This is a genomic window from Streptomyces sp. NBC_01445 (assembly GCF_035918235.1).
Lineage (GTDB): Bacteria > Actinomycetota > Actinomycetes > Streptomycetales > Streptomycetaceae > Streptomyces.
Map to the genome: position 1 here is coordinate 5998177 of NZ_CP109485.1, position 25067 is coordinate 6023243.

Sequence of the window (25067 nt, forward strand, 5' to 3'; positions counted from 1 at the left end):
TCCGTGAGTCTACCCGGCGGGAAGGCCGCCCCAAAATCGATCTAGAAGAGCCCCAGAGCCCTCAGAGCGACTACGCCTGCTCCTCGAACAGGCTCGTCACCGAACCGTCCTCGAAGACCTCACGCACCGCACGCGCGATCGTCGGCGCGATCGACAGCACCGTGATCTTGTCCAGCTCCAGCTCACCCGGCGTCGGCAGCGTGTCCGTGAACACGAACTCGCTCACCTTCGAGTTCTTCAGACGATCCGCCGCCGGACCCGAAAGCACACCGTGCGTCGCCGTCACGATGACATCCTCCGCACCATGCGCGAACAGCGCGTCCGCCGCGGCACAGATCGTGCCACCCGTGTCGATCATGTCGTCGACCAGGACACACACACGGCCCTTCACATCACCGACGACCTCGTGCACGGTGACCTGGTTCGCCACGTCCTTGTCACGACGCTTGTGCACGATCGCCAGCGGCGCGCCGAGGCGGTCGCACCAGCGGTCCGCCACCCGCACACGGCCGGCGTCCGGAGACACCACCGTGAGCTTGGCACGGTCGACCTTCGCCCCCACGTAGTCCGCCAGGATCGGCAGCGCGAACAGGTGGTCCACCGGGCCGTCGAAGAAGCCCTGGATCTGGTCCGTGTGCAGATCCACCGTCAGAATGCGGTCCGCACCCGCCGTCTTCATCAGGTCAGCCACCAGACGCGCCGAAATCGGTTCACGTCCACGGTGCTTCTTGTCCTGACGGGCGTAACCGTAGAACGGCACGATCACCGTGATGGAGCGGGCCGACGCACGCTTCAGCGCATCGATCATGATGAGCTGCTCCATGATCCACTTATTGATCGGAGCCGTGTGGCTCTGAATCAGGAAGCAGTCAGCGCCGCGAGCGGACTCCTGATAGCGGACATAGATCTCGCCATTGGCGAAGTCGAATGCCTTGGTCGGAACGATCCCGACACCGAGAGCGTGCGCGACCTCCTCGGCAAGCTCGGGGTGGGCGCGGCCGGAGAAGAGCATCAGTTTCTTCTCGCCGGTCGTCTTGATCCCGCTCACAGCACTTGTCTCCTCAGACGCGTTCTTCCGCCGCTGCGCCCGCTCGTCCCATTAGCAGCGAGGCAGCCGAATCGTGTGCACCTATCACGGTACGCCGTGTCGGACGCACCTGTTTCCGGTCAGCCGTCGCTGCCGGCCTCCCGGGACGCCTCCTCAGCCGCCTTCGCAGCCGCACTCCCCGGACGCTTACGGGCCACCCAACCCTCGATATTCCGCTGCTGGCCACGGGCCACGGCCAGCGAACCCGCCGGCACATCCTTCGTGATCACCGACCCCGCAGCGGTGTACGCACCGTCCCCGACCGTGACAGGAGCCACAAACATGTTGTCCGACCCCGTCTTGCAATGCGACCCGACAGTCGTGTGGTGCTTGGCCTCGCCGTCGTAGTTCACAAAGACGCTCGCAGCACCGATGTTCGTGTAGTCACCGATCGTCGCGTCACCGACGTAGGAAAGGTGCGGCACCTTCGTGCCCTCGCCGATCGTCGAGTTCTTCGTCTCCACGTACGTACCGATCTTGGCCCTGAGACCCAGACGGGTACCAGGACGCAGATACGCGAACGGACCCACCGACGCGCCCTCGCCCACCTCCGCGCCGTCCGCCACCGTGTTGTCGACCCGCGCACCCGCACCGACCCGCGTGTCCGTCAGCCGCGTGTTCGGACCCACCTCGGCACCCTCACCCAGCCACGACGCACCCAGCAGCTGCGTACCCGGATGCACGATCGCATCCCGCTCGAAGCCCACCGTCACATCGACCCACGTCGACGCCGGATCCACGATCGTCACACCCGCGAGCATCGCCCGCTCAAGAAGCCGGTCGTTCAGCGTGCGACGCGCCTCGGCCAGCTGCACACGGTTGTTGATACCCGCGATCTCACGGTGGTCGGCGGCCACCGACGCGCCGACACGATGACCCGCCTCCCGCAGAATGCCGAGCACGTCCGTGAGGTACTCCTCACCCTGGCTGTTGTCCGTACGCACCTTGCCCAGCGCATCCGCCAGCAACGCACCGTCGAACGCGAACACACCCGAGTTGATCTCACGAATCGCATGCTGCGACTCGCTCGCGTCCTTGTGCTCGACGATCGCCGTCACCGCACCCGACGCCCCGTCCCGCACGATCCGGCCGTAACCGGTCGCATCCGGAACCTCGGCCGTCAGCACCGTCACCGCATTGCCGTCACCCGTGTGCGTCGCCGACAGGTGCATCAGCGTCTCGCCCGTCAGCAGCGGAGTATCACCGCACACGACGATCACCGTGCCCTCGACAACCCCACCGAGCTCCTCGAGCCCCATCCGCACGGCATGCCCCGTGCCGTTCTGCTGCTCCTGCACGGCGGTACGGGCGTCCGGATCGATCCCGGCGAGATGCTCACGCACCCGGTCCCGCTCGTGACCCACGACGACGACCAGGTTCTCGGGGCTCAACTCCCGCGCGGCGGCGAGCACATGCCCGACGAGCGAGCGCCCACTGATCTCGTGCAGGACTTTGGGTGTGGCCGACTTCATACGGGTGCCCTCACCCGCTGCAAGAACGACGACGGCGGCCGGGCGGGGGCTGTTGGCGCTCACGGGTGTGCCCTTCGGCTTCGGATGCTTCGTTGGGGGGACATCCGCAGGATACCGGGGCGTTGTGGGCGCGAAATGGGGGCGGGCCTTGCCGACTCGCCGGGCCGCGCGACGCCGTGAGCTCCCCCGCCAGGACTTGAACCCGGACAGATGGCACCAAAAGCCACAGTGCTGCCAATTACACCACGGGGGATGGAAACGGCCTAAGTCGGACATTTCGTCAGGCTGTCGGCCGGGCTCCCAACACTATGCCGTACCAAGCGCCTTCCATGCGACGGTACAACTCGGCGCTTTGCCGGACATAGATCACGAGGCAGCCGTGGTAGTTCACGCCGGTGTTCTTCCGGACGGTTCGCGGGTTGTGTTTCTTGATCGTGGGCTTGCTTGAATACGGAAGCGTCGACGCCGACAACCTCTGCCCAGTGCGCCTCCGCTGCCGCAATGTCGGCCGACTCGTGAATGCTGACGCGCAACGTCAGGCGATCGGCAGTGACGTCGAGCAGCTCGAGCCAGCGCACGAAGTGCCGGATCACGTTGGGATCGCTGTTGATGAACTGAAGGGCCTCGGAGCGGCGATAGGGCTTGCTCTTGGTGCCTTCGGCCCAGTAGAGGGCCACGCCGGTCAGGAAGAGTTCGCGATCGGACAGAGGGCCGACTGCTTCAGCGGCCTCGCGCTTCACCTCTTGGCGCTCGCTGTCTTGAGTGGCGCGCAGCTGGGCGAGGCCCGCATTCATGCGGGCACGCTGTTCCTCGGGTGTGCACCTGGCCTCAGGTTTGGGCATGTCTCGGACCCATAGCGAGACCGAGCTCTTCGAACAGCCCAGCTCGGCCTGGATCTCGTTGTAGGTCCGCCCCAGCTCGCGTAGCTTCCGCGCCTGGTCCCGCAGGTCGTCTTTTGCGTTGGGGCGCTTGTTCCGCTCGGCCGGAGGTTCGCCCTTGACGAGGCGGCTCAAGGTCTCCTTGCTGCGTACCCCCAGTGCGTCGCCGATCTGCCGAAGGCTGAGACCCTCCCGTCGCAGCGCGACCGCCCGCTCCCGCAGTCCCTCGAAGTCCGTGTATTTGCCTGTGGTCTGTGTCATAGGCACAGGCTCGTTCCGGATGCGGGTGGGTGGGGTCGTATTTGCATATGGGCCAACAGTTCGAGGGATACCAGCTGGTTTCGCTTCTGTTCGATTGGTGCCCGTGGCAGAGGGCTGTCGCGGAAACTCACCGGAAAAGGGGCACTCCCCGCCCGTAGGCTGGACGGCATGACCACGACGGGGGAAATGCACCGGACGGCCGGGGGGCCGTGGTGGTGGGAGCGGCGGCGTAGTGCCGTGCTCGATGTCGGGCTGGCCGTCGCGTCGGCGGTGGAGTGCGGGGTGGAGGGGGTCGGGTTCGCGCGGGACGCCGGGGTGCCGGCGGCCGTGGGTGTTGTTTTCGGGGTGCTTGCCGGGGCGACGCTGGTGCTGCGCCGGCGGTGGCCGATCGCGGTGGTGCTGATCGGGGTCGCGGTGACTCCGGCCCGGATGGGTGTGCTGCTGAGCGTGGTGGGTCTGTACACGCTGGCCGCGTCCGAGATGCCGCGGCGGATCATCGGTGCTCTGGCGGGGATGTCGTTCGTCGGGACGCTGATCGTGTCGGTGGTGCGGGCGCAGCAGGACGTGGGGCACGGGAATCTCGTGCGGGTGGGGGACTGGTTCGTTCCGTTCGTCGCCATCACGACGTCGTTGGGTGTGACCGCTCCGCCGTTGCTGCTGGGGCTTTATGTCGGTGCGCGGCGGCGTCTGATGGAGAGTCTGCGGGAGCGGGCGGATTCGCTGGAGCGGGAGCTTCAGTTGCTTGCTGAGCGTGCGGAGGAGCGGGCCGAGTGGGCGCGGGGTGAGGAGCGGACGCGGATCGCTCGGGAGATGCATGACGTGGTGGCGCACCGGGTGAGTCTGATGGTGGTGCATGCGGCGGCGTTGCAGGCGGTGGCCCGTAAGGATCCGGAGAAGGCCGTGAAGAACGCGGCGCTGGTGGGGGACATGGGCCGGCAGGCGTTGACCGAGTTGCGGGAGATGCTCGGGGTGATGCGGTCGGGTGGCGGTGGGCGTGAGCCTGGTGCGGGGGTGCCGTTGGCGGCGGTGGGTGTGGCGGCTGCGGCTGCGGCGTCGCGGGCCGTTGATGAGGAGGACGGGCCGTGTCTGGGTGATCTGGATGAGCTGGTGGGTCAGTCGCGGGCGGCGGGCATGGTGGTGGAGCTGCTGGTCGAGGGTGATGCGCGGTCGTATGTCGCGGTGGTGGAGCAGGCGGCGTATCGGGTGGTGCAGGAGGCGCTGACGAACGTGCACAAGCACGCGGCGGGTGCGAAGACGTATGTGCGTCTTGCTCACCGGGTGTCGGAGTTCGCGATGCAGGTGGAGAACGAGCCGCCGCCGGACGTGGATTCGGCGGCTGGTGTGCGGCTGCCGAGCGGGGGGAACGGGCTGGTCGGCATGAGGGAGCGGGTGACGGGCCTGGGTGGCGTGTTCGTGTGCGGGCCGACGGATGCGGGCGGGTACCGGGTGTCGGCGGTGTTGCCGGCGACGTAGGTCGTGGGTCCGGTGGGGGTGTGGCGCGCTATGCCGCTGTCAGGCGGGTGGGCTGGGTGCCGTTGATGAGGGTTTCCAGGGCGTGGTCGATGTCGGGGCCGAGGTACCAGTCGCCGCTGTGGTCGAGGGCGTAGACGCGGCCTTCGGTGTCGATGGCGAGGAGGGCTTCGGAGCCGGATTCGGCGCCGAGGGGGCAGACCTCGGTGTCGAGGGCGCGGCCGAGGTCGCCGAGGGTGCGGGCCATGTGGAGGCCGTGGAGTGGGTCGAGGTGGGGCTGGGCGGGTGCTATCTGGCGGCCGGGGCCCTGTGGGGTGAGGTGGAGTCCGCCGAATTCGGCCCAGGCCTCGACGGCGGCGGGGAAGACGGTGTGGCGGTGGCCTGCGGGGGATACGTGGGTGCGCAGGGCGTCGGCCCAGAATTCGGCCTGTTTGATGTCCCAGCGGCCGGGCTGCCAGCCGGCGGCGCGCAGTGCGGCGTCGACGGGTGCGGTGAAGCGGGTGCGGTCGGCGGTCATGTGGGGTGGCCTCGTCCTGTTCTGCTGCTGCCTGCGGTGGTGCGTGGGTGTTCTGGTGTGCCGGTCAGCCGGTGGTGTCCGTGGCCGGGTCCACGACGTGGACGCCGAAGTGGGCGGTGAGTGCGGCGCAGGCGCGGCAGGGGCGGGCGAAGCCGCCGTGCAGGGGGTCGCCGTCCTCGCGGATGCGGCGGGTGGTGAGTTTGGCGTGTTTGAGGGCTTTGCGGGCTTCGCCGTTGGTCATGGGTTTGCGGCGGGCGCGTTTGGAGCGTTCCTCGTCGGCGGCCGTGAGGTGGCGGGAGATGAGGATCGTTTCGGCGCAGCGTCCGGTGAAGCGGTCGCGCTGGGCGCTGGTGAGGGTGTCGAGGAAGTCCTGGACGAGCGGGTGCAGGGCGGGGGCGTGTTCGCCGCGGGCGGCGGTGCTGGTCAGTGTGGTGCCGCGGACGGAGAGGGCGGCGGCGACGGTGGGCAGGATGCCGTCGCGGCGCTGGCGCAGGGCCGGGGCGGGCGCGTCGTCGGCGCTGCTCCAGCCGACGCGTGGGTCGCCGGAGGCGCCGTCGGCGGTGGCCGGGTGCCCGGTGTCGGGTTCCTGGGCCGGTACGACGGCTGTGTCGGATGACGGTGCGGTGCTGCTCTGCATGTGGTGCTTCCCCTCCTGCAATCCCCCGGGTTGCGTGCACAGACTGCCAAATGCGGCCGGTGGTGCGGAAGCTGGGGCGCGGCGACACGCGGGAGCGTGGGCTCATCGTCACGGTGGGGTGACTGCTGGTCATGGAACCGGAGGGCCGGTGACCGGTGTCGTACAACCGCATAGGCTGTCGCTATCCGCGATCCATAACAGTGCCGCAGGGGGCAACCGCCATGACGACAGGTCGGCTCGGGCAGCAAGCCGCGCCGCCGAACGCGGCCTACGCCGGGCAGGTCGTGCACTTCCCGGACCCGGTCCGTGCTGCGCGCCATCCCAGGGGCGTACGGATCGACGGGAACGGCTATCCGGATTTTTCGGCCTACGCGCGTGCCGCGGCGGAGATCGCCGAGCCCCCGGAGGGGTTCGGGGTCGATGAGCTGCGGTTGACGGACTATGTGTCGGCGAATGCGGCGTTGGCCGCGGCCGGGCATGACTTGTGGGACACGATCGTGCCGGTGGCGACGCCGCACGGCTGGACCTGGCATCACGTGCCGGGCAGTCGTCGCATGGAGTTGGTGCCGGTCGAGGTGAAGGCGCTGCTGCGGCATCACGGTGGTCTCGCGACGGCTGCCGTGGATCACGGCAAGCGGGGGACGCGTCCGTTGCAGGAGACGCGGCCGGCGCATTTCGGGCTGCCGAAGTCGTCGGTGGCGGTGACCGAGCAGCAGGTCCTGGGTGCCGAGGAGGACTTGGGGTACCGGTTGCCGGGTGCGTACCGGGCGTTCTTGAAGGCGGCGGGCGGGTGTGCTCCGGTGGGGGCGGCGCTGGATGCCGAGCTGGGGCTTCTGGTGGACCAGCCGTTCTTCACGGTGCGGGACGAGGCCGCGGTGAACGATCTGGTGTACGTGAACAAGTGCCTGCGTGATCACCTGACCAAGGACTATCTGGGTGTGGGGTTCGTGCAGGGCGGCATTCTTGCCGTGAAGGTCAAGGGTGATCGGGCGGGTTCGGTGTGGTTCTGCGCGTATGACGACGCGCGGGACAGCGGGGACACGGCCGGGTGGTCGGTCGCCGAGCGGGTGGAGCGTCTGCTGCTGCCGTGCGGTGACGACTTCGATGCGTTCCTGGCCCGGCTCGCGGGCAATCCGCCGGAGCTGGAGACGGTGGCGAACCTGATGGTGGACGGCGGTTTCGCGAGTGCGGTGGACGCCTCCGGCGTCGCCGTGCCGGCTGCTTCGACTGTCCCGGACGAGGGGTGAGTGTCCGATGGTGACGTTCGCGCAGGCGCAGGAGCGCGCCGAAGAGTGGATCAACGGGGATGTGCCCGGCTATCAGCACCGTGAGGTGCGGGTGCGGGAGTTCGAGCTGGGGTTCGTGGTGTGGGCGGAGGACCGCGACGGTGGTCCGGTGTCCGACGGCGGGCGCCAGCGGCTCGTCATCGCGCGTGACAGCGGGGACGCTTCGCTGTGGCCGGGGCTGCCGGTGGGTGAGGTGATCCGGCGGTACGAGGAGGAGTACGGGCTGCCGGAGGCTTCGCCGGAGCCGTCGGACGCGCCGCCGGAGCGGGTGGATCTGAATCAGACGTCGTTCCTGTTGAGCCCTCCGGAGTGGCTCCAGGAGGCGGCGGACAAGCTGGGCATTCCGGATCGGCGGGGGGATGCGTCTTCTGCCGGCGGGTCTGGCGCGTCTGCTGGTGCTGGTACGGGTGCTGTCTCCGGTACGGGTACGGGTGCTGTCTCCGGTGCGGGATCGGGTTCGGGTGCGTCCGTGCCTGGGCCGGCCGCCCCGGCGCCGGTGGCCGCCGACGCGGGCAGTGGCGCGACGCCGTGGCCCGCTTCGCCCGCGACGCCTTCCGGGGCGACTCCGTGGGCCGGTACGGACACGAACGCGGACGAGGAGGAGGACCGCTCGGTCGCGCCTCCGGCGACGGTGTTCGCGCCGCCGCTGGTGGACGAGGGCGACGTGCCTGCGCCGACCGCCGCTCCTGAGGCCAAGACGGCGCTGATGTCGGGCGGCAGCCAGCTCCCGCGCACGGCGGTGGCCCCGGCGTTCGACGGGTCGGCTCCCGCCGCTCCGGGCGCCCCGACGCCGGGTGCTCCTGACGCGTACGGCTACCCGCAGGGTCCCGGCGCGCAGCAGACTCCGCCGCCCGGCGCGCCGCCGAACTACGGCTACCCGCAGGGGCCGGGCACTCCGCCTGCGCCCAACGTGCCGCAGGCGCACGGGAGTTCGCAGGGCGGGCAGACTCCGTCGCCCACGTACGGCTACCCGCAGGGTTTCGCCGCGCAGCAGACTCCGCCGCCCGGCGCCGCGCCGAACTACGGCTACCCGCAGGGGCCGGGCCGGCAGCAGACTCCGCCGCCGGGTGCTCCTGACGCGTACGGCTATCCGCAGGGTCCGGGTGCGCAGCAGGCTCCGCCGCCGGCCGGGCAGGACGCGGCCGGGCGGCCGCTCGCGCCCGGGGCCGGTGACATCGCCGACGCCGCGACCAGCAAGGCGCAGGGTCCGCCCCGCGGTGCGCGCGGTGGTGGCGCGACGACTCCTCCGCCGCCCGGTGCCCCGGGCACTCCCGGCGCGCGGCCCTCGGGGCCCGGCGCTCCGGGTACCCCGGCGGGCGGCTACGTTCCGACGCAGCTCGTTTCGCAGCTCGGTCCCGACGGGCCCGAGGCCCCGCCCGCTCCGGGTGGTACGCCGCCCGGCGGTGTGCACCACGCCGCGACGATGCTGGCGGACCCGAGCATGGGTGGCCCCGGCGCGCCCAAGCCGCCCGGCGCGCCCGGCACTCCGGGGGCTCCCAAGCCGCCCGGTCCGCCCGGCGTGCCCGGTGCGGGTGCCCCCAAGCCGCCCGGCGCCCCCGGAACTCCCGGTGCGCCGCAGCCTCCCGGCCCGCCCGGCGCCCCCGGGGGTACGCCGCCCGGTGGCGTGCACCACGCCGCGACCATGCTGGCCCAGCCGGGTCCGGCCGGTCCCGGTACGCCGCCCCCGCCGGCGGCGCCCGGCGTGCCCGGGGCACCTGGTGCGCCCGGGGCTCCCGGTGGCGGTGTTCATCACGCCGCGACGATGCTGGCCGGTCCCGGTCAGGTCGGTCCCGGCATGCCTCCTCCCGCGCCGCCGCAGGCGCCGGGCGGGATGCCGATGCCGCCGCCCATGCCCGGGCAGCAGGTTCCTGGCGGTCCGCCCCCGGCCTCGTACGGGTATCCGCAGCCCACCGGTCAGCCGACCGTCGGGCCCGGCTACCAGGCCGTGCTGCGCTACCGCGCGCCCGACGGCTCGGAGCAGCAGCTGATCCGCCGCTCGGCGCCCGGTACGCCGCACCCGGAGTGGCAGATCTTCCATGAGCTGCGCGGCATGAACGTCCCGCCGGACCAGGTTCTGGAGCTGCACACGGAGCTGGAGTCCTGCGAGCTGCCGGGCGCGTACTGCGCCCGCATGATCCGTGAGCAGTGGCCGCAGGCCAGGATCACGTCCATCGCCCCGTACGGCAGGGACCACGCGTCGCGCCAGCAGGGCATGCAGCAGCTGATCGCGCACCAGGGCGAGTTGCACCAGGTGGCGGACGGTCCGGCGCGGCTCGCGCCGGTGCGTGCGCCGCTGCCGCCCGCGCAGCCGATGCCGCCGGTTCCGCCGGAGGCGGTCGGGCAGGAGCTGGCCGCTGCGTTCGGTCCCGGGGTGTTCCGGTTCGACCAGCGGGCCGTGTCCCGTCAGGGCGTGCCGGACCTCGTGGCGCACACCCTTGTCGTGGCAGGGCTGCCCGCCGACTTCGGGCCGTTCTTCTGGGCGCAGGCTCAGCCGGGCCGTCCGGTGCCGACGCTCGCCGAGCTGGCGCAGGAGCGGGGGGTGCAGCCCGCGGCGGACGCGGGTTCGTACCTCGTGATGGGCAGTGACTTCGGGCGGGCGATCTGTGTCCAGTACGGCACGGCGAACATCGTGGCCGTGCCGGTGGAGGCGGGTCCCGGCGGTGCGCCGGTGCCGCCGCAGTTCGTGAACACGGGTCTGCCCGAGTTCGCGCGCAGCCTCGCGGTGCTCGGCCGGATGTGGCCGCTGCGGTTCGGGCTCAATCAGGAGCAGGCGGGCCGCTGGACCGTCGACTTCCAGGCGCAGCTGGCCGCCGTCGACCCGGCGGCGCTCGCGTCGCCGGAGGGCTGGTGGTCGGTGCTGCTCGAGCAGATGTGGGACGGCCTGCTGTAGCCCGTCGGCAGCACAGAAGTCGAGGAGAGGCGCGCGACCGTATCGGTCGCGCGCCTCTCCTCTTTCTCTGGGTCCCTCTTTCTCTGTGCGCCCTTCACGGACGGGGCAGGGTGTGAGCTGCCTCGCTCCCCGGGCTCCCGATTCCGACTTTCAGCAATATTTGGCGCATCCTTGTCGAGTGGGTTGGGCGGAGTGTCTTGTTTTGAGCGCTTCGGCTCGATCGAGTGCTGGGTAGGAGAGCCGAAGCGGCTAAGAGGGGAATCAAGGATGAGCAGCGGTACGTCGGTGTCGCCCCATGGCTTCGTCGCGGGACGGGGCCGCGGCTATCGTCCCGGGCCGGTGGACGCGCTGGCCGCCGAGCTGTCCGGGGCCCGCGACGACGCCCGCGAGCGCGCCGCCCTCCTGGCCGCCCAGGTCGAGGAGCTGGAGGCCGAGGCGCAGCGGCTGCGCCTGGCCGTGACCCAGCTCGCCCCCCAGACGTACGAGTCCCTCGGCGACCGCGCCCGCGAGATCCTCGCCCTCGCCGAGGAGGAGGCGGACGGGGTACGGGCGTCTGCCGCCGATTCCGTCCGGCGGATCACGGCGGACGCCGAGGCCGATGCGCGGGAGACGCGCGAGGCGGCCCGCGCCGCGGCCGACGCCGTACTGGCCGAGGCCGAGCAGTGGGCCGACGAGCGGCTGAACGCCGACCGGGCCACGGCCGACGGGGCCCGCGCCGCCGCACGTGACGAGGCGAAGGCGTGGCGCGAGGAAGCGCTTGCGGCGCTGGACGAGGCGCGGGAGCGGACCCGGGCGACCCTCGCAGGTCAGGAGAAGGACCACGCCGAGCGGCGGGACGAGGCCGAGCGGGAGCTCGCCGGGCAGGAGGCCGCGGCGGACGCGCGCGACGCGGAGCGCCTGGCGCGGGCCGAGGGGCGTCTTTCCGAGGCGAGGCGGGCGTTCGCCGAGACGGAGGAGTCGGCCCGGCACGGCCAGGAGGACGCCGAGGCCCGCGCCGCGGAGCTCCTCGCGGAGGCGACCCTGCACGAGGAGGGCGTGGGCCGCGAGACGGAGCGGGTGCTGCGCGAGCACGGCGAGAAGTGGGACGAGGTCCGCGCCCACATGGACCACGTCCGCACCACCCTGGCCTCCCTCACGGGCCGAAACCCGGCCGACGAGGCGCCGTAGGCGCTGCGGCCAGCCACGAGCCGCGCCCACGCCGACGGGGCGTCGTACGCGCCATTGCTCCCGAGCCACACCACGGCCGCCGCGACGGGACGCCGTAAGCGGGCCGGATCCTCGCCGAGGGACGCCGTAAGCGGGACGCCGCAAACCGGCCAAGCCCCCGCCCACGAGACGCCGTAGGCGGGCGGCGCGGCCCGTGTCGCGCCCTACCCGTCCTTCCCCCGCGGTGCCTGCCGCGTCACGCCCGCCAGGATCCACGCCTCCACCGCCTCGTACTGGCGGCGCTGGTCATCGGCTGTGCGGCGGCCGGAGGCCATCGTGCCGAGCCAGCCGAAGAGGAAGCCGAGCGGGATCGAGACGATGCCTGTCGTGGTGAAGGGGAACCAGTTGAAGTCCTGGTCCGGGAACGCCGAAGTGGGCGAGCCCGACACCAGGTTGGTACCCGTCATCAGGACGAGGCAGGACGCCGTGCCGCCGAGCAGCGTCCACAGCAGGCCCGTACTCGTGTAGCGGCGCCAGAACAGGCTGTAGACGAGCGCGGGCGCGAGCGCCGAGGCGCCCAGGCAGAACGACAGCGTGATCAGCGGCTGGAGGTTGTAGTGCTGGACGAGCGTGGCCAGGAGGATCGCGGGCACACCGACGGACAGCGCCGAGACCCGGGCCAGCGTCATCTCCCTGCGGGCGGTGAGCTGCGCCTTGCGGTGCGCGAAGACGTCGTGCGCAAGGGAGTTGGCGCAGGCCAGGATCATTCCGGCGACCGAGGCGAGCAGCGTGAGGAAGAGCGCCGTGGTGACCGTGGTGAACACCAGCGTCTCCGCCGTGGAGGCGTCCGCGCCGAACGCGGCCCGCGCCCCGAGCAGATAGGCGGTGTTGCCCTGCGGGTCGGCCGCCGCGACGGCGGCCCGGCCGAGGAGCGCCGTCGCGCCGAACCCGACGACCGCGATGATCAGTACGAAGAGACCGACCGCTGACACCGCCCAGGACATCGAGCGGCGCACCTCACGCGCGCTGCGCGCCGTGTACATGCGCATCGTGACGTGGGGCAGGCACGCGCCGCCGAGGACGACGGTCAGCTCCGAACTGATCATGTCCAGGCGGGGGTTGGCGGTGCCGGCGAACTGGAGGCCCGAGTGCAGGAAGGCGTCTCCCACACCGCTGGCCTGTGCGGCCTGTGAGGCGAGCGCGCCCGGGTTCCAGTCGAAGCGGTACAGGATGATGAGGGCGACGGCGAGGCCGGAGCCGAGCAGCATCACGGTCTTCATGATCTGGATGAGGGCGGTGCCCTTCATGCCGCCGATCGCCGCGTAGCTGATCATCAGGGCGCCGAGCGCGATGACGCAGCCCGTCTTGAACCCCTCGCTGGTGAAGCCGAGGACGAACCCCAACAGATCGCCCGCGCCCGCAAGTTGGACGAGCATCAGCGGGAGCAGTGCCGCGAGGGTGGCAGCGCACGCGGTGATGCGTACGGCGCGTCCCGGCAGACGGCGGGCGATCACGTCGCCCATGGTGAACCGGCCCGCGTTGCGCAGGGGTTCGGCCAGCAGGAACATCAGGAGCATCAGGGACAGGGAGGTGCTCAGGGCGAGGACGATCCCGTCGTAGCCGGTGAGCGCGATGATGCCGCCGGTGCCGAGTACGGTCCCCGCGGAGATGTAGTCGCCCGCGATGGCGAGGCCGTTGCGCATCGGGGTGAGGGAGCCGAAGCCGGTGTAGAACTCGTCGAGGTTGTCGCGGTCGGGGCCCGTCATCACGCACAGGAGCAGCGTGATGGTGGCGACCGCGGTGAAGGCGACCAGGGACATGTCCTGGGCCGAGCTGCTGAAGTCCGTCATCGGGAGTTCCCCCCGGCCGTTCCGGGAGCCGGGCGGTCCAGCTCCGCTTGTCTGCGCAGTCGGTGGGCGAGCGGGTCGACCCGGCGGCGGGCGGTGTACTCGTACAGCCAGAGCGCGAGCGCGGTCACCGGGAGCTGGCACAGGCCGAGGAGGAGGCCGGTGGAGAAGCCGCCGGGGAGTGTGCCCGTCATGAGGGAGGGCGCGAACGCCGACAGGACGAGGAAGAGGGTGAAGTAGCCGAGGGCGGTGAGCGTGGCGACGCGGCGCTGCCAGCGGTAGGCGCTGCGCAGGAGCCGCAGGTCACTGTGGTGGCCGAGCGCGGGGTGGCGGGGGAGCCGGTGTGTGGGCGCGGGCGGTGGGGGAGGGGGCGCCCAGGGATAGGTGAGGGCGGGGTCGGGCTGCTGTCGGGGGTGCGGCGGTTGTCGGGGGTACGGCTGCTGGTGCTCGCCCGGGTACTGGTTCCCGTACGGGCCCTGGCTCGGGTTGCCGTACTGGTTCCGGTTCTGGCTCCCGTACTGGCTCTGGCCCGTGGGGAAGGGGCCCTGCCATGGCTCGTTCTGGTGGTCGGAATATGAGCGGTGCGGTGTGTCGGACATCCCGGTTCTCCTTGCGCGGCTTGGGTCCGCCGGGGAGTGCGGACGCAGGGAGCGAGAGGGGAGCCGGAACGTTACTCGTAGGTAGCGCTTTCCGCGACGGTTCTCGTGAACTGTTCAGTCGGTTTGTTGTGAGAGGGGTGAGTGATGCCGATGCGCATCTTGTGAGCCGGCTGAGTTGCAGGCGGCCTCTGATGTCGCCTCGCCAGCCCCCTCGCCCGCCCGCTCGCCGCCCCGCTCGCCGTCCTGGTCGATCACCGGGAAACGCCGCGGCGCGAGGCACAGCAGGACGACCAGAGCGAGCGCGGCAGCGCCGGCCGCACCCACGTAGACCGAGTCGACGGCCGCCGCGACGGCGCGCCGCAGCCGGTCCGGGTCGGCCACCGAGGCGGGGTCCTCAAGGGCCTTGGCCACCGAGTCGAGGGAGCCGGCGCCGCCGAGGCGCCCGGCGAGCACGGTGTTGGCGACGGCGCCGAACAGCGCGGCGCCGATCGTCTGGCCTATCTGCCGGCAGAACAGGACGGACGCGGTCGTCGTGCCGCGCTCGGCCCACCCGACGGTCGACTGGACCCCGATGATCAGGGGCAGTTGGAAGAGGCCGAGCGCCGCGCCGAGGAGCAGCATGACCAGCGCGGGCTGCCAGGCGGCCCCGGGGTAGGGGAGCAGCGGGAACGCGAGCAGGATGAGGAGCGCGGCGGCCATGCCGACGACGGCCGTGTTGCGGAAGCCGATCCTGCTGTACACGTGCTGACTGAGGGCCGCGGAGACGGGCCAGCTCAGCGTCATCACGGAGAGCACGAACCCGGCGGCCATGGGCGCGAGTCCGAGGACGGCCTGCGCGTAGGTGGGCACGAACACGGTGGGTGCGACCATCAGGAGGCCGAGTGCGCCGAGCGCGAGATTGACGGCCGCGATGGTGGGCCGGCGCCAGACCCAGCCGGGGATGATCGGCTCGGCGGCGCGCCGCTCGATCGCGACGACGGCGCCGACCAGCGCAACTCCCGTACCGAACAGGGCGATCGACTGTGCGGAGAGCCAGTCCCAGGCGACGCCGCCCTGGACGAGCGCGGTCAGGAGCACCCCGCCGCACGCGAACACGGCGAGCGCTCCGGCCCAGTCGATGCGGGCGCGCGGCCCCTTCTCCCGTACGGGTTCGTGGAGATGGCGTGCGACGAGCCAGAGGGCGAGCGCGCCGATCGGGATGTTGATGAGGAAGATCCAGCGCCAGCCCGCGTACGAGGCGAGGAGCCCGCCGAGCGCAGGGCCCGCGACGGCGGAGGTCGCCCAGACCGTCGACAGCCGGGCCTGGATGCGGGGGCGTTCCTTGAGCGGGTAGAGGTCGGCGGCGAGGGTCTGGACCGTTCCCTGGATGGCGCCGCCGCCCAGGCCCTGGACGACGCGGAAGGCGATGAGCGTGCCCATGTTCCAGGAGCCTGCGCACAGGACCGAGCCGACGAGGAAGAGGATGCTGCCGCCGATGAGGACGGGCTTGCGGCCGAAGGTGTCCGACAGCTTCCCGTAGACCGGCAGCGTGACCGTGACGGCGAGCAGATAGCCCGAGAAGAGCCAGGAGAAGACGGAGAATCCGCCGAGGTCGCCGACGATCTGCGGGACCGCCGTCGAGACGATGGTGGAGTCGAGTGCCGCCAGTGCCATGGAGAGCATCAGCGCGGCGACGACCGCGCCCCGGCGCCGGTCCTTCCCCGTGCCCGCCTGCGATGTCGCGCTGCCCACCGGATTCCTTCCCCCTGCATCTATTCCGCCGCCGACACCATCTCACTTGACCCTGCCGCGGCGGGAGGGTGGAGCGTGACTGCGCAGGAAGGTGGAGCGAACCCCTAGAGGCGCTCCACCGTTGGGTGGACTCCCCCTAGGGGGACCTCCGTACTACGGACAGGGGACGGTTCGTCCCCCCGGAGGACGAGGGGAGTGGGGGGTTCTTCCTACCTTCAAGGGGTGGGGTTTTCCCCCGGGAAAGACGGCGACCTGCACCAGGGCGCCGGGGCACCCCTCGCCACCAGACTGAAGCGCGTCGCACACACCTGACATTCCGCATGACCGACATAGGAGACTTACCGTGACAACGGCTGTGACCATTCCCAGGACCGGGGGCACTGGAGGGCAGACGGCCGTCGCCGCACGGGCGCGGCAGGTCGTCAAGGCCTACGGCTCGGGTGAGACCCGCGTCGTCGCGCTCGACCACGTCGATGTGGACATCGCCCGCGGCCGGTTCACCGCGATCATGGGCCCCTCGGGCTCCGGCAAGTCCACGCTGATGCACTGCCTCGCAGGCCTCGACAACGTCACGTCCGGGCAGATCTACCTGGACGAGACCGAGATCACCGGCCTCAAGGACAAGAAGCTCACGCGGCTGCGCCGGGACCGGATCGGCTTCATCTTCCAGGCGTTCAACCTGCTGCCGACGCTGAACGCACTCGAGAACATCACGCTCCCCATGGACATCGCGGGCCGCAGGGCGGACAAGGAGTGGCTGGACCGCGTCGTGCGGACCGTGGGCCTGGCCGAGCGCCTCAAGCACCGGCCCACCGAGCTCTCCGGCGGCCAGCAGCAGCGCGTCGCCGTGGCCCGCGCGCTCGCCGCTCGGCCGGAGATCATCTTCGGTGACGAGCCGACCGGAAACCTGGACTCCCGCGCCGGCGCCGAAGTGCTCGGCTTCCTGCGGCAGTCCGTCGACGAGCTCGGCCAGACCATCGTGATGGTCACCCACGACCCGGTCGCCGCCTCGTACGCGGACCGGGTGCTCTACCTCGCGGACGGCCGCATCGTCGACGAGATGCTCCGCCCCACCGCGGACGCCGTCCTCGACCGCATGAAGGACTTCGACGCGCGGGGGCGCACGTCATGAGTGCGAACACCGTGATGAAGACCTCCCTGCGCAACTTCTTCGCGCACAAGGGGCGCATGGCCCTGTCGGCCGTGGCGGTCCTGCTGTCGGTGGCGTTCGTGTGCGGCACGCTCGTCTTCACCGACACGATGAACACGACGTTCGACAAGCTGTTCGCGGCGACGTCGTCCGACGTGACGGTCAGTCCGAAGGCCGCCAGGAGCGAGGGCAGCGACACCGGGCGCCCCGAGTCGATGCCGGCCTCCACCCTCACGCAGGTCAAGCGGGCCGACGGCGTCAAGTCGGCCGAGGGCGCGGTCAGCTCGATGAACGTGACCGTCGTGAACGCGGACAACAAGAACATGGGCTCCGAGAACGGCGGCCCCACGATCGCGGGCAACTGGACGCACAACGACCTGCGTTCCATGGACATCACCTCCGGCCACGCCCCGCGCGGGCCCACCGAGGTCATGGTCGACTCCGACACCGCCGACAAGCACCACCTGAAGATGGGCGACGAGCTGCGCACCATCGCCGCCACCGGTGACTTCAGGGCGAAGATCGTCGGCATCGCCTCCTTCAAGGTGACCAACCCGGGCGCGGCCGTCGTCTACTTCGACACGGCCACCGCCCAGCGCGAACTCATCGGCCGGGGCGGCCGGTTCACCCAGATCAACGTCGCCGCCGCCCCCGGCGTCAGCGACACCCTGCTCAAGAAGAACGTCGCGGCGTCCCTCGACGGCCCGTACAAGTTCCAGACGCAGAAGGAGACCGCGGACGCCAACCGCAAGGACGTCGGCTCCTTCATGAACGTCATCAAGTACGCCATGCTCGGCTTCGCCGGGATCGCCTTCCTCGTCGGCATCTTCCTGATCATCAACACCTTCTCGATGCTGGTCGCCCAGCGGACCCGCGAGATCGGCCTGATGCGGGCCATCGGGTCGAGCCGCAGGCAGGTCAACCGCTCGGTCCTCGTCGAGGCGCTGCTGCTCGGCGTCTTCGGGTCGGTCATCGGCGTCGGCGCGGGCGTCGGACTCGCCGTCGGCCTGATGAAGATGATGTCCGCGGCGGGCATGGACCTGTCCACCGACGACCTGACCGTCAAGTGGACGACCCCCGTCGTCGGGCTGCTCCTCGGCATCGTCGTCACCGTCTTCGCCGCGTACATTCCGGCCCGCCGCGCGGGCAAGGTCTCGCCGATGGCAGCCCTCAGGGACGCCGGCACCCCCGCCGACGTCAAGGCGGGCGCGGTCCGCGCCCTGATCGGTCTCGTCCTCACGGGCGGCGGCGGCTTCGCGCTCTACACCGCCACACAGGCCGCCAAGGCGAGCGAGGGCTCCCTGTGGCTCGGCGTCGGCATCGTCGCCACGCTCATCGGGTTCGTCGTCATCGGACCGCTCCTCGCGGGCGGTGTGGTGCGCGTCATCAGCGCCGTGCTCCTGCGGATGTTCGGCTCCGTCGGCCGCATGGCCGAGCGCAACGCGCTGCGCAACCCGCGCCGCACCGGCGCCACCGGCGCGGCCCTGATGATCGGCCTCGCGCTCGTCGCCTGCCTGTCCGTCGTCGGCTCCTCGATGGTCGCCTCGGCCACCAGCGAGCTCGACAAGTCCGTCGGCGCCGACTTCATCGTCGAGGGGCAGAACGGGCTGAAGCCGCAGGCCGCCGAGGCTCTGAAGAAGGCCCCGTACGTCTCCCACGTCACGGAGGTCAAGTACGTCAAGACGAAGCTGACCACACCGGGCGGCACGAAGGAGGACGAGGAGCTCGTCGCCGCGACGCCCACGTACGCCCAGGACCTGCGGCGCGAGACGACCGCCGGTGAGCTGTCGGCGGCGTACGGGAAGAACGCGATGTCGGTCGGCTCGGAGTTCGCCACGAAGAACCACCTCAAGGTCGGCGACACCATGAACGTCGCCTTCGAGCGGGGCCGCACCGCCGACCTGAAGATCGCGGCGATCACCTCGGACGACACGACGTTCGACAAGGGCGCGATGTACATCGGCCTCGCGACCGCGAAGCAGTACGTGCCCGCCCGGCAGCTGCCGCTCAACGGGATGATGTTCGCCAAGGCGGACTCCGGCAAGGCCGACAAGGCGTACAAGGCGCTGAAGGCGTCGGTCGCGTCCGACCCGACGGTCCACGTCAAGGACCAGACCGACTACAAGCAGACCCTGAAGGACCAGATCGGCCAGCTCCTCAACATGATCTACGGGCTCCTGGCCCTCGCGATCATCGTGGCGGTCCTGGGCGTCGTGAACACGCTGGCCCTCTCCGTGGTGGAGCGCACCCGGGAGATCGGCCTGATGCGGGCCATCGGCCTCTCGCGCCGGCAGCTGCGCCGCATGATCCGCCTGGAGTCGGTGGTCATCGCCCTCTTCGGCGCACTCATCGGCCTCGGCCTGGGCATGGGCTGGGGCGCGACCGCCCAGAAGCTCCTCGCCCTGGAGGGCCTGAACGTCCTGGAGATCCCCTGGCCGACGATCATCGGCGTCTTCATCGGCTCGGCCTTCGTGGGCCTGTTCGCCGCCCTGGTCCCGGCGTTCCGGGCGGGCCGGATGAACGTACTGAACGCGATCGCCACCGAGTAGCTCCGCGGGGCGATGCGAACGGGGGAACGTGGGGAAAGGGGACGGCGGCCCCGGAGTGTCCTTCCCGGACACTCCGGGGCCGCCGTGTGCCCTGGGGACCACGCATGTGATCCGCGAATGATCCGCACGCGGGTGTCGGCGGCGCGTCGTAGTCTGGAAGACCCCCGGCCCGTTCGACGTGTCGGGCGGTTCGCGTTGCCCACTCCCCGGGATGGAAGCCCTTCATGAGTCTGCACGGTCTGCTGGACGCCGTAAGTCGAGACCCGGCGCTCGCCGAAGCGGTGAAGGCCGCCACCGACGGGCACCGCCCCCACGTCGACCTCGTCGGCCCGCCCGCCGCGCGGCCCTTCGCGGTGGCCTCTCTTGCCCGGCGGACCGGGCGGACCGTGCTGGCCGTGACCGCCACCGGGCGGGAGGCCGAGGACCTGGCCGCGGCGCTGCGCTCGCTGCTGCCGCCGGACGGCGTCGCCGAGTACCCCTCGTGGGAGACGCTCCCGCACGAGCGGCTCTCGCCGCGCTCCGACACCGTGGGCCGCCGGCTCGCCGTCCTGCGCCGCCTCGCGCACCCCCGCACCGACGACCCCGAGACCGGCCCGGTCTCCGTCGTCGTCGCCCCCGTCAGGTCCGTGCTCCAGCCGCAGGTCAAGGGGCTCGGCGACCTGGAGCCCGTGGCGCTGAGGACCGGCCAGAGCGCCGATCTGAACGAGATCGTCGAGGCGCTCGCCGCGGCCGCCTACGCCCGGGTCGAACTCGTCGAGAAGCGCGGCGAGTTCGCCGTACGCGGCGGCATCCTCGACGTCTTCCCGCCGACCGAGGAACACCCCCTGCGCGTCGAGTTCTGGGGCGACGACGTCGAGGAGATCCGCTACTTCAAGGTCGCCGACCAGCGCTCCCTCGAAGTCGCCGAGCACGGTCTGTGGGCGCCGCCCTGCCGCGAGCTGCTGCTCACCGACCAGGTGCGCGAGCGGGCCGCCGCCCTCGCCGAGGAACACCCCGAGCTGGGCGAACTCCTCGGCAAGATCGCCGAGGGCATCGCCGTCGAGGGCATGGAGTCCCTCGCCCCGGTCCTCGTCGACGACATGGAGCTGCTGCTCGACGTGCTGCCCGAGGGCTCCATGGCCGTGGTGTGCGACCCGGAGCGGGTGCGCACGCGCGCGGCCGACCTGGTGGCCACGTCGCAGGAGTTCCTCCAGGCGTCGTGGGCGGCCACGGCCGGCGGCGGCGAGGCCCCCATCGACGTGGACGCGGCGTCCCTGCGGTCCATCGCCGACGTCCGTGACCGGGCCCGCGAGCTGGACATGATGTGGTGGTCCGTCTCCCCGTTCGCGGCCGACGAGGAGCTCGGCTCCGACACCCTCAAGCTCGGCATGCACGCCCCCGAGTCGTACCGCGGCGACACCGCGCGGGCGCTCGCCGACACCAAGGGCTGGCTGTCCGACGGCTGGCGCACCATCTACGTCACCGAGGCGCACGGCCCCGCAGCCCGCACCGTCGAGGTGCTCGGCGGCGAAGGCGTCCCGGCCCGCCTCGACCAGGACCTCACCGAACTCACCCCGGCCGTCGTGCAGGTCTCCTGCGGCTCCATCGACTACGGCTTCGTGGACCCGGCCCTGAAGCTGGTGGTCCTCACCGAGACGGACCTGACCGGCCAGAAGGCGGCGGGCAAGGACGGCCAGCGCATGCCGGCCCGCCGCCGCAAGACGATCGACCCGCTCACCCTCGAGTCCGGCGACTACATCGTCCACGAGCAGCACGGCGTGGGCCGCTACATCGAGATGGTCCAGCGCACGGTCCAGGGCGCGACCCGCGAGTACCTCGTCGTCGAATACGCCCCGGCCAAGCGCGGCCAGCCCGGCGACCGCCTCTACATCCCCACCGACCAGCTGGAGCAGATCACCAAGTACGTCGGCGGCGAGGCCCCGACGCTCCACCGCCTGGGGGGCGCGGACTGGACGAAGACGAAGGCCCGCGCGAAGAAGGCGGTCAAGGAGATCGCCGCGGACCTGATCAAGCTGTACTCGGCGCGCATGGCGGCGCCCGGCCACTCCTTCGGCCCGGACACGCCCTGGCAGCGCGAGCTGGAGGACGCCTTCCCGTACGTGGAGACCCCCGACCAGCTCACGACCATCGCCGAGGTCAAGGAGGACATGGAGAAGACGGTCCCGATGGACCGCCTGATCTGCGGCGACGTCGGCTACGGCAAAACAGAGATCGCTGTTCGCGCAGCCTTCAAGGCCGTCCAGGACGGCAAGCAGGTCGCGGTCCTCGTGCCCACGACCCTCCTCGTCCAGCAGCACTTCGGGACGTTCTCCGACCGCTACTCGCAGTTCCCGGTCAACGTACGGGCGCTGTCGCGCTTCCAGACGGAGACCGAGTCGAAGGCCACCCTGGAGGGCCTGCGCGACGGGGCGGTCGACATCGTCATCGGCACACACCGCCTGTTCTCCTCCGAGACGAAGTTCAAGGACCTCGGCCTCGTCATCGTCGACGAGGAACAGCGCTTCGGCGTCGAGCACAAGGAGCAGCTGAAGAAGCTCCGCGCGAACGTCGACGTCCTCACGATGTCCGCGACCCCCATCCCCCGTACGCTCGAAATGGCCGTCACCGGCATCCGCGAGATGTCGACGATCACCACGCCGCCGGAGGAGCGCCACCCGGTGCTCACCTTCGTGGGCCCGTACGAGGAGAAGCAGATCGGCGCGGCCGTGCGCCGTGAACTGCTGCGCGAGGGCCAGGTCTTCTACATCCACAACCGCGTCGAGTCCATCGACCGCGCGGCGGCCCGCCTGCGCGACATCATCCCCGAGGCGCGCATCGCGACGGCCCACGGCCAGATGTCCGAACAGGCCCTGGAACAGGTGGTCGTGGACTTCTGGGAGAAGAAGTTCGACGTCCTCGTCTCGACGACGATCGTCGAGTCGGGCATCGACATCTCGAACGCGAACACCCTCATCGTCGAGCGCGGCGACAACTTCGGCCTCAGCCAGCTCCACCAGCTGCGCGGCCGCGTCGGCCGAGGCCGCGAGCGCGGTTACGCGTACTTCCTCTACCCGCCGGAGAAGCCGCTCACCGAGACCGCGCACGAGCGACTCGCCACCATCGCCCAGCACACGGAGATGGGCGCGGGCATGTACGTGGCGATGAAGGACCTGGAGATCCGCGGAGCGGGCAACCTGCTCGGCGGCGAGCAGTCGGGCCACATCGCGGGCGTCGGCTTCGACCTCTACATCCGCATGGTCGGCGAGGCGGTGGCCGACTACCGGGCCGCCGTCGAGGGCGGCGTCGAGGAGGAGCCGCCCCTGGACGTCAAGATCGAGCTCCCGGTCGACGCGCACGTCCCGCACGACTACGCGCCGGGTGAGCGGCTCAGGCTGCAGGCCTACCGCGCCATCGCCTCCGTGAACACGGAAGCGGACGTCAAGGCGGTCCGCGAGGAGCTCACCGACCGCTACGGCAAGCTGCCCGAGCCGGTCGAGAACCTGCTGCTCGTCGCCGGCCTGCGCATGTTCGCGCGGGCGTGCGGCGTCGCCGAGATCGTCCTCCAGGGCAACAACATCCGCTTCGCCCCCGTGGAGCTGAGGGAGTCGCAGGAGCTGCGCCTCAAGCGCCTCTACCCGGGCACGGTCATCAAGGCGGCCGCGCACCAGGTACTCGTCCCGCGCCCGAAGACCGCGAAGGTGGGCGGCAAGCCGCTCGTCGGACGCGAACTCCTGGGCTGGGTCGGGGAGTTCTTGACGTCGATCCTCGGTTCGTAGAGTCTCGCGGGACGGGCCCGGGGCCTGTCCGGGGCGGGGTGAGTGCGACGAGGGGACGGTCGGTCATGTCCGAGAGTGCTGAGGTCGGGCCCGGCAGGGTGCGCCAGATGTGGCACCTCATCGAGCCGCTCCACGCGGTGCTGTACTACGCGCCCGAGGCCTTCGAGGAGGCGGCCGGGCTCGGGTTCCGGACCGACGAGCGGTGGCCGAGCTACTTCGCCTGGCGTGCCGCCCCGCTGGGCGCCGCCGGGCCCACGCGGGTGGCCTCGGCGTTCTACAGCTTCAACCCGGACATGGTCGCCGAGCACGTACCGGCGGCGTGGCGGACCGCGGCACCGGACGCGGGCCTCGCGGGACGGCTGCGCTCCGTCGACCGCGCGTACCGCACGCTCTTCGGTGAGCGGCTCGACGGCCCCGAGCTCGCCGAGGCCGCCGCTCTCGCCCGCCGGGCCGCCGAGGCGGTGAACGCCGAGGGCCGCCCCCTGGCCGCCGCCAACGCCGAACTGCCCTGGCCCGAAGAGCCGCACCTCGTGTTCTGGCAGGCTGCGACGGTCCTGCGCGAGCACCGGGGCGACGGCCATCTCGCCGCACTGCTCGCGGCCGGCCTCGACCCGGTCGAGGCACTCGTGTCGTTCGCGGCGGTGGGCGCAGCTTCCGCGCAGACGTTCACCAGCCGAGGCTGGAGCCAGGACCAGTGGGACGCCGCGCGGGAACGGCTCGCCGCTCGGGGCCTGTTGGACGAGACGGGCTCCGCCACGGAGGACGGGAAGGCCCTGCGGGCGGAGGTGGAGGAGCGTACGGACGAGCTGGCCGCCGCACCGTGGCGCACGCTCGGCGCGACGGACACCGCCAGGCTCTCCGACCTCCTCGGGCCCCTGTGGGTGGAGGTGCTCGGCTCCGGACTGCTGCCGTCGGAGACGACACTGGGCATCGGGAAGGTGTGAGCGGGAAGGCGTGCGCGGGAGGGGCGACCGGAAGGTGTGGCTTCCGCGCCCCGGTGCGCCCCGGTAACGCGGGCGTTCACCCGATACGGTGACACCCGAACCGGACTAGCAGGGGGGAGCGTCGTGATGCGAGGCGCTGGGCGAGCCGTCGCCGCCGTACTGGTGACCGTGGCCGTCGCCACCGGCTGCACCGTGGAGCAGCAGGGCGGGTCGGGGTCCGGGCCCGAGTACAAGGCGGGCGGTGCGCTCGACGCCGTGAACTCGCTGACCGTCAAGGGGCGGGCGCCCAAGACCGGTTACGACCGGGGCCGCTTCGGCAGCGCCTGGGCCGACACCGATTCGAACGGCTGCGACACCCGCGACGACATACTCAAGCGGGACCTGACGGGGGTGAAGTTCCGCGACGGGCGCTGCACGGTCGTGTCGGGGACGCTCGCCTCCGACCCGTACACCGGCAAGGAGATCGCCTTCGCGCGCGGCCGCAGTCAGGTCGACATCGACCATCTGGTGGCCCTCTCCGACGCCTGGCAGAAGGGCGCCCAGAAGTGGGACCCGAGCAAGCGCATCGCCCTGGCCAACGACCCGCTCAACCTCCTCGCGGTCGACGCGGGCCCCAACCGCAGCAAGGGCGAGGGCGATACGGCGACCTGGCTGCCGCCCCGCAAGGGGTACCGGTGCACGTATGTCGCCGGGCAGGTCGCCGTGAAGAAGAAGTACGGGCTGTGGGTGACGGCCGGTGAGCGGGACGCCATGAAGCGCGTGCTGTCGAGCTGCCCGGACCAGGCGCTGCCCACGGGCGGCAACCCGACGTCGGCGCCGGAGCGCTTCCACGCGCGCTGAGCCTTCGG

16 protein-coding genes, 1 tRNA gene and 1 pseudogene are annotated in these 25067 nt (G+C 71.2%); 9 read left to right on the forward strand and 9 right to left on the reverse strand.

Annotated features, from left to right (window positions below; genetic code table 11):
- Positions 1-70 precede the first annotated feature (70 nt).
- The 4 genes and pseudogenes from OG574_RS27425 to OG574_RS27440 all read right to left on the reverse strand — a co-directional run bounded on the left by OG574_RS27425 (position 71) and on the right by OG574_RS27440 (position 3698).
- Positions 71-1048 (reverse strand): ribose-phosphate diphosphokinase, encoded by a 978-nt coding sequence (locus OG574_RS27425; RefSeq protein ID WP_100596162.1) that lies wholly within the window; start codon positions 1046-1048, stop codon positions 71-73.
- Between the two features lie 119 nt (positions 1049-1167).
- Positions 1168-2622: a bifunctional UDP-N-acetylglucosamine diphosphorylase/glucosamine-1-phosphate N-acetyltransferase GlmU gene (glmU, locus tag OG574_RS27430; protein ID WP_326775370.1), complete on the reverse strand. Its 1455-nt coding sequence runs from the start codon at positions 2620-2622 to the stop codon at positions 1168-1170.
- Positions 2623-2740: 118 nt separating this feature from the next.
- Positions 2741-2812 (reverse strand) — tRNA-Gln (locus OG574_RS27435).
- Positions 2813-2839: 27 nt separating this feature from the next.
- Positions 2840-3698: pseudogene (locus OG574_RS27440) on the reverse strand (hypothetical protein).
- A 168-nt stretch (positions 3699-3866) separates the two neighbouring features.
- Between OG574_RS27440 and OG574_RS27445 the strand changes: the two are divergent.
- On the forward strand, positions 3867-5171 hold the full coding sequence (locus tag OG574_RS27445) for a sensor histidine kinase (protein WP_326775371.1): 1305 nt from the start codon (positions 3867-3869) through the stop codon (positions 5169-5171).
- 28 nt (positions 5172-5199) lie between these two features.
- Here the strand turns inward: OG574_RS27445 and OG574_RS27450 are convergent, their stop codons facing one another.
- Positions 5200-5685 (reverse strand): SUKH-3 domain-containing protein, encoded by a 486-nt coding sequence (locus OG574_RS27450; RefSeq protein WP_326775372.1) that lies wholly within the window; start codon positions 5683-5685, stop codon positions 5200-5202.
- Positions 5686-5749: 64 nt separating this feature from the next.
- A complete protein-coding gene (locus OG574_RS27455) occupies positions 5750-6322 on the reverse strand; it encodes a YwqJ-related putative deaminase (RefSeq protein ID WP_326775373.1) in 573 nt (190 codons plus the stop codon).
- Positions 6323-6543: 221 nt separating this feature from the next.
- Between OG574_RS27455 and OG574_RS27460 the strand changes: the two genes are divergently transcribed.
- The 3 genes from OG574_RS27460 (at position 6544) to OG574_RS27470 (ending at position 11665) form a co-directional block, all read left to right on the forward strand.
- Positions 6544-7569 (forward strand): SMI1/KNR4 family protein, encoded by a 1026-nt coding sequence (locus tag OG574_RS27460; protein ID WP_326775374.1) that lies wholly within the window; start codon positions 6544-6546, stop codon positions 7567-7569.
- Positions 7570-7576: 7 nt separating this feature from the next.
- Complete coding sequence (locus OG574_RS27465) at positions 7577-10498, forward strand: SUKH-4 family immunity protein (protein ID WP_326775375.1); 2922 nt, start codon at positions 7577-7579, stop codon at positions 10496-10498.
- Between the two features lie 267 nt (positions 10499-10765).
- Positions 10766-11665, forward strand: a complete 900-nt coding sequence (locus OG574_RS27470; RefSeq protein WP_326775376.1) for a cellulose-binding protein — start codon at positions 10766-10768, stop codon at positions 11663-11665.
- Positions 11666-11868: 203 nt separating this feature from the next.
- Here the strand turns inward: OG574_RS27470 and OG574_RS27475 are convergent, their stop codons facing one another.
- The 3 genes from OG574_RS27475 to OG574_RS27485 all read right to left on the reverse strand — a co-directional run bounded on the left by OG574_RS27475 (position 11869) and on the right by OG574_RS27485 (position 15821).
- Entirely contained in the window at positions 11869-13494 is a 1626-nt protein-coding gene (locus OG574_RS27475) for a sodium/solute symporter (protein WP_326775377.1), read from the reverse strand.
- The gene (locus OG574_RS27480; RefSeq protein ID WP_326775378.1) at positions 13491-14090 is read right to left on the reverse strand and encodes a DUF485 domain-containing protein; all 600 of its coding nucleotides are present in this window, start codon (positions 14088-14090) and stop codon (positions 13491-13493) included. Before OG574_RS27480 ends, OG574_RS27475 begins: the two co-directional genes overlap by 4 nt.
- A gap of 114 nt (positions 14091-14204) precedes the next feature.
- Positions 14205-15821, reverse strand: coding sequence for an MFS transporter (locus OG574_RS27485; protein WP_326775379.1), 1617 nt, complete (start codon positions 15819-15821; stop codon positions 14205-14207).
- A gap of 343 nt (positions 15822-16164) precedes the next feature.
- On the opposite strand from OG574_RS27485, the gene OG574_RS27490 reads away from it, so the two are divergent.
- The 5 genes from OG574_RS27490 to OG574_RS27510 all read left to right on the forward strand — a co-directional run bounded on the left by OG574_RS27490 (position 16165) and on the right by OG574_RS27510 (position 25059).
- On the forward strand, positions 16165-16953 hold the full coding sequence (locus OG574_RS27490) for an ABC transporter ATP-binding protein (protein WP_326775380.1): 789 nt from the start codon (positions 16165-16167) through the stop codon (positions 16951-16953).
- Positions 16950-19520 (forward strand): ABC transporter permease, encoded by a 2571-nt coding sequence (locus OG574_RS27495; protein WP_326775381.1) that lies wholly within the window; start codon positions 16950-16952, stop codon positions 19518-19520. Before OG574_RS27490 ends, OG574_RS27495 begins: the two co-directional genes overlap by 4 nt.
- Positions 19521-19744: 224 nt before the next feature.
- On the forward strand, positions 19745-23275 hold the full coding sequence (mfd, locus tag OG574_RS27500; protein WP_326775382.1) for a transcription-repair coupling factor: 3531 nt from the start codon (positions 19745-19747) through the stop codon (positions 23273-23275).
- A 65-nt stretch (positions 23276-23340) separates the two neighbouring features.
- On the forward strand, positions 23341-24219 hold the full coding sequence (locus tag OG574_RS27505; RefSeq protein ID WP_326775383.1) for an SCO6745 family protein: 879 nt from the start codon (positions 23341-23343) through the stop codon (positions 24217-24219).
- A gap of 126 nt (positions 24220-24345) precedes the next feature.
- Positions 24346-25059, forward strand: a complete 714-nt coding sequence (locus tag OG574_RS27510) for an HNH endonuclease family protein (RefSeq protein WP_100597896.1) — start codon at positions 24346-24348, stop codon at positions 25057-25059.
- Positions 25060-25067 lie beyond the last annotated feature (8 nt).

Excerpts from the sequence above, each read along its gene's own strand:
- OG574_RS27445 (WP_326775371.1), top strand. The coding sequence starts at position 3,867 with ATGACCACGACGGGGGAAATGCACCGGACGGCCGGGGGGCCGTGGTGG.
- OG574_RS27450 (WP_326775372.1), bottom strand. The coding sequence starts at position 5,685 with ATGACCGCCGACCGCACCCGCTTCACCGCACCCGTCGACGCCGCACTG.
- OG574_RS27455 (WP_326775373.1), bottom strand. The coding sequence starts at position 6,322 with ATGCAGAGCAGCACCGCACCGTCATCCGACACAGCCGTCGTACCGGCC.
- OG574_RS27460 (WP_326775374.1), top strand. The coding sequence starts at position 6,544 with ATGACGACAGGTCGGCTCGGGCAGCAAGCCGCGCCGCCGAACGCGGCC.
- OG574_RS27465 (WP_326775375.1), top strand. The coding sequence starts at position 7,577 with ATGGTGACGTTCGCGCAGGCGCAGGAGCGCGCCGAAGAGTGGATCAAC.
- OG574_RS27470 (WP_326775376.1), top strand. The coding sequence starts at position 10,766 with ATGAGCAGCGGTACGTCGGTGTCGCCCCATGGCTTCGTCGCGGGACGG.
- OG574_RS27475 (WP_326775377.1), bottom strand. The coding sequence starts at position 13,494 with ATGACGGACTTCAGCAGCTCGGCCCAGGACATGTCCCTGGTCGCCTTC.
- OG574_RS27480 (WP_326775378.1), bottom strand. The coding sequence starts at position 14,090 with ATGTCCGACACACCGCACCGCTCATATTCCGACCACCAGAACGAGCCA.
- OG574_RS27495 (WP_326775381.1), top strand. The coding sequence starts at position 16,950 with ATGAGTGCGAACACCGTGATGAAGACCTCCCTGCGCAACTTCTTCGCG.
- mfd (WP_326775382.1), top strand. The coding sequence starts at position 19,745 with ATGAGTCTGCACGGTCTGCTGGACGCCGTAAGTCGAGACCCGGCGCTC.
- OG574_RS27505 (WP_326775383.1), top strand. The coding sequence starts at position 23,341 with ATGTCCGAGAGTGCTGAGGTCGGGCCCGGCAGGGTGCGCCAGATGTGG.
- OG574_RS27510 (WP_100597896.1), top strand. The coding sequence starts at position 24,346 with ATGCGAGGCGCTGGGCGAGCCGTCGCCGCCGTACTGGTGACCGTGGCC.